Raw genomic sequence first — 504 nt, 5'->3', positions numbered from 1 at the left:
ATCTCCAGCATAAGCTGTACATATTCTTTCTTACTTTAAAATATCTTTATGAGGATCTGGTGGAAATGCTGCATGTGCCATTTCACCCCGTAACAACTTATAAGATTCATGCAATTGCACATCATCCTTAGGGTCCTGCGGAACAAAAGCGGCTGATCCAGAACCTTTATTGTTTTCCCGCTTCCCTTTAATATGTCCTTTTAATGTAGATTCACCAATCTTTACATCATAGCCTTTATATTTTTCAGGGAGTGGTTGCTCTACAATAATATCAGGTGTGATCCCAGTTCCTTGAATTGAAGTGCCAGACGGCGTGTAATAAAGTGCTGTTGTTAAACGTAAAGCACCATTTTCACCTAAGGGGATAATCGTTTGAACAGATCCCTTACCAAAAGATTGTGTCCCTAAAATTGTAGCACGACGATGATCTTGTAAGGCACCTGCGACAATTTCAGAAGCACTTGCCGAACCACCATTAATAAGTACAATCAAGGGCTTTCCCTT

Annotated in this window: 1 protein-coding gene; it reads right to left on the bottom strand. The window is 40.1% G+C overall.

Translation table 11 applies throughout. The annotated features are described in order from the left end of the window. Nucleotides 1–30: 30 nt before the first annotated feature. Nucleotides 31–504: S41 family peptidase (locus tag ACFINZ_RS12205; RefSeq protein ID WP_375701665.1), on the bottom strand; the 474-nt coding region annotated here is incomplete at its 5' end.

Source organism: Bartonella sp. AA81SXKL, assembly GCF_042196945.1.
In the GTDB taxonomy this organism is placed as follows: Bacteria; Pseudomonadota; Alphaproteobacteria; order Rhizobiales; family Rhizobiaceae; genus Bartonella.
The sequence above is the reverse complement of the archived record's forward strand: the minus strand, read 5'-3'. Positions and strand labels throughout refer to the sequence as shown.